This is a genomic window from Haemophilus parahaemolyticus (genome assembly GCF_018373095.1).
GTDB classification, from domain to species: domain Bacteria; phylum Pseudomonadota; class Gammaproteobacteria; order Enterobacterales; family Pasteurellaceae; genus Haemophilus_A; species Haemophilus_A parahaemolyticus_A.
In genome coordinates, this window is record NZ_JAHAHT010000133.1 from 1 (window position 1) to 3698 (window position 3698).

The 3698-nt window shown below is 41.3% G+C and carries 4 protein-coding genes and 1 pseudogene; all 5 read left to right on the plus strand.

Annotation, left to right across the window (positions count from 1 at the left end; genetic code table 11):
• A pseudogene (locus tag KH943_RS09590) lies at positions 1-767 on the plus strand (elongation factor 4); the annotation flags it as partial.
• 91 nt (positions 768-858) lie between these two features.
• On the plus strand, positions 859-1737 hold the full coding sequence (gene lepB, locus KH943_RS09595; protein ID WP_304110367.1) for a signal peptidase I: 879 nt from the start codon (positions 859-861) through the stop codon (positions 1735-1737).
• Positions 1738-1818: 81 nt separating this feature from the next.
• Positions 1819-2487 carry a ribonuclease III gene (gene rnc / locus KH943_RS09600; protein ID WP_304110368.1) on the plus strand — a complete coding sequence of 223 codons (669 nt, stop codon included), beginning with the start codon at positions 1819-1821 and terminating at the stop codon, positions 2485-2487.
• 106 nt (positions 2488-2593) lie between these two features.
• The gene (era, locus tag KH943_RS09605; RefSeq protein WP_304110369.1) at positions 2594-3499 is read left to right on the plus strand and encodes a GTPase Era; all 906 of its coding nucleotides are present in this window, start codon (positions 2594-2596) and stop codon (positions 3497-3499) included.
• 45 nt (positions 3500-3544) lie between these two features.
• Positions 3545-3698, plus strand: a 154-nt coding sequence (gene recO, locus KH943_RS09610) for a DNA repair protein RecO (RefSeq protein ID WP_304110370.1), incomplete at its 3' end; no start/stop codon positions are given.

Below are 3698 nucleotides of genomic sequence, written 5' to 3' on the forward strand. Positions count from 1 at the left end.
TGGGCTTGTTGCATATGGAGATCATTCAAGAGCGTTTAGAGCGTGAATACGATTTAGATCTCATTACTACTGCACCAACGGTAGTCTATGAAGTAGAGCAAACGAATGGTGAAACTGTCTATGTGGATAGCCCATCGAAATTACCACCGATTAGTAACATTAGCGAAATTCGGGAGCCGATTGCAGAGTGTAATATGCTTGTGCCGCAAGAGTATTTGGGCAATGTGATTACCCTTTGTGTGGAAAAACGTGGCGTGCAAACTAATATGGTTTACCACGGCAACCAAATCGCTTTAACCTATGAAATCCCAATGGGCGAAGTGGTGTTAGATTTCTTCGACCGTTTGAAATCAACTTCACGTGGTTATGCCTCATTAGATTATGGTTTCAAACGCTTCCAAGCAGCGGATATGGTGCGTGTGGATATTATGATCAACGGTGATCGCGTGGATGCATTAGCGTTAATCGTCCACAAAGATAATGCACAATATCGTGGTCGTGAGTTGGTAGAAAAAATGAAAGATCTTATTCCACGCCAACAATTCGATATTGCGATTCAAGCAGCTATCGGCAACCACATTATTGCACGTTCAACCGTAAAACAGTTGCGTAAAAACGTATTAGCAAAATGTTACGGTGGTGACGTAAGCCGTAAGAAAAAACTTCTACAAAAACAAAAAGAGGGTAAAAAGCGAATGAAATCCCTCGGTAACGTAGAGGTGCCACAAGAGGCGTTCTTGGCGATTCTTCATGTGGGTAAAGATTAATCCCCAAAAAGGGAATTTTGCATTAATCAAGCGGTCGAATTTGCAGATGAATTTGTAAATTTAACCGCTTGTTAAACTAAAAGGAGAAGTTATGGCACAGATTGCCCCTATTATTTTTATCGGGATTTTATACGGCATTTGGAAATGGTTAGATTCAATGCAGTTGCCGAATACTATTTCTATTTTGTTGGTCGGTTTAGTAGTCGTTTGTGGCGGTTTTTGGTTCTACAATAAATTTAACCCAAGTAAGAAAAATGGCTTTACTGATTTCTTCGGTTCACTTTTTGGCGTGTTGGCATTAGTGACCATTTTACGTTCATTTGTGTTTGAACCTTTCCAAATTCCAAGTGGCTCAATGGAGCCAACTTTGCGTGTCGGTGATTTTCTTGTCGTGAATAAATTTAATTACGGCATTAAAGATCCTATTTGGCAGAAAACGCTTATTGAGAACGGACACCCAGAGCGTGGCGATATCATTGTGTTCAAAGCTCCAAAACAACCGCACGTTGATTACATTAAACGCGTGATTGGTATCGGTGGCGATACGGTAAAATATGATATGGCAACCCAATCGCTTACCGTAACCAGCAAAGATGGTACTGTAAATGTGTTTAAATATGAAAATGCGAAACCAAATGCTGATTTCTTCTATCACGGCGAAATGCAGGTAGAGAAAACGGAAGTTGGCAGCGTAACGCATCAGATTTTGAATAATCCATCGCCATTTAACTATGCGCCTTATTTCTTCAAGCAAGAGGGGCAAATTGACGGCGAATGGGTGGTGCCAGAGGGGCATTATTTTGTGATGGGTGATAACCGTGATAACAGCGAAGACAGCCGCTTCTGGGGTTTTGTGCCTGAACAAAATATTGTAGGTAAAGCAACATTTATCTGGCTAAGTTTAGATAAAAAACCAAATGAATTCCCGAAAGGCTTACGTTTCGACCGAATGTTTACTTCCATTCAATAATTTCAAGCGGTTGAATTTGCAAAATGTTTTGTAAATCTAACCGCTTTCATTCTATTTTAATGGGGAAAACCCCAAAAAATTATGCAACTAGAACGATTACAGAAAAAATTGGGTTATCAATTTGAAACCCTTGATTACCTCACTCAAGCCTTAACGCACCGCAGTGCGGCATCAAAAAACAATGAACGCCTTGAATTTCTGGGCGACTCTATTCTTAACTTTACTATCGGCAAAGCTTTATTTGATAAATTTCCAAAAGCGAATGAAGGCGAATTAAGCCGTATGCGTGCCACACTTGTGCGAGAGCAAACCTTAGCCATTATTGCTCGCCAATTTGATCTAGGGGATTATATGAAACTTGGTGCAGGCGAACTCAAAAGCGGTGGTTATCGTCGCGAGTCTATCTTAGCCGACTGTGTGGAAGCGATTATTGCCGCAATCTATTTGGATAAAGGAATGGATCAGGCAATGCAGAAAGTGAATGACTGGTATATCACATTTTTAGCTGAGATCAGCCCAGGCGATGCACAGAAAGATCCCAAAACTCGCCTACAAGAATTCTTACAAGGTCGCAAATTACCACTGCCTGAATATGACGTGATTGATATTAAAGGAGAAGCCCATAACCAAACCTTTAAAGTGACCTGTAAAGTGAAAAATGTGGATGAAGTGTTTACAGGTATTGGTACAAGCCGCCGAAAAGCAGAACAGAATGCAGCGGAGAAGGTATTAAACGTATTAATCAAGTAGGGGGTGTGGATTAAAAATATACGCACGCAAGCGGTTGAAATGTGAAAAGCTTTTGCAAAAGCGTGCGTGAAACCAGTTTCACACACCTTACAAAAAGGAACAAGAAATGACAGAAAATCAAAAAACATATTGTGGCTTTATTGCTATTGTGGGTCGCCCGAATGTGGGTAAATCGACCTTACTCAACAAAATTTTAGGACAAAAAATCTCTATTACTTCGCGTAAAGCCCAAACCACTCGCCACCGTATTGTCGGGATTCAAACCGAAGGTGCATATCAAGCCATTTATGTGGACACACCAGGGTTGCATATTGAAGAAAAACGTGCCATCAACCGTTTGATGAACCGTGCGGCAAGCTCGGCAATTGGTGATGTGGATCTGATTATCTTTGTGGTCGAAGGTACAAAATGGACAGAAGATGATGAGATGGTCTTAAACAAATTGCGTGCGGCAAAAGCTCCTGTAGTGTTGGCAATCAATAAAGTGGATAACATTAAAGAAAAAGATGAATTGTTGCCGTATATTACCGAGCTTTCACAAAAATTCGATTTTGCCGAAATCCTGCCGATTTCAGCCCAACGTGGTAAAAATGTCCATCTGCTTGAGAAGATTGTACGTCAATCTTTACGTGAAGGCGTACACCATTTCCCTGAAGAATATGTAACCGACCGCAGCCAGCGCTTTATGGCATCAGAAATTATCCGCGAAAAATTGATGCGTTTCACGGGCGAAGAGTTACCTTATTCGGTGACGGTAGAAATTGAGCAGTTCAAAGTGAATGAGAAAGGGATTTTCATTATTAATGGCTTGATTTTAGTTGAACGTGAAGGTCAGAAAAAAATGGTCATTGGGGCGAAAGGCGAGAAAATTAAAACTATCGGGATTGAAGCCCGTAAAGATATGGAGCGTTTGTTTGATGCACAAGTTCACTTAGAGTTGTGGGTAAAAGTGAAAGCTGGTTGGGCGGATGACGAACGTGCATTGCGTAGTTTGGGGTATATTGACGAATAGTCTTGTAGGGTGAGCTTTCCCACCATTTTTATCATTAGTGATTAAATGAGCAAAAACTTTGAAGTCCAGCCCTTACAGCGAGCGTTTGTCTTACATCGGCGAGAATATAGCGAAAGTAGCCTGTTAGTTGATTTCTTCACGGAACACAACGGGCGGATGACGCTATTAGCAAAAGGAGCGAGACGCCCTCGCTCTCCAC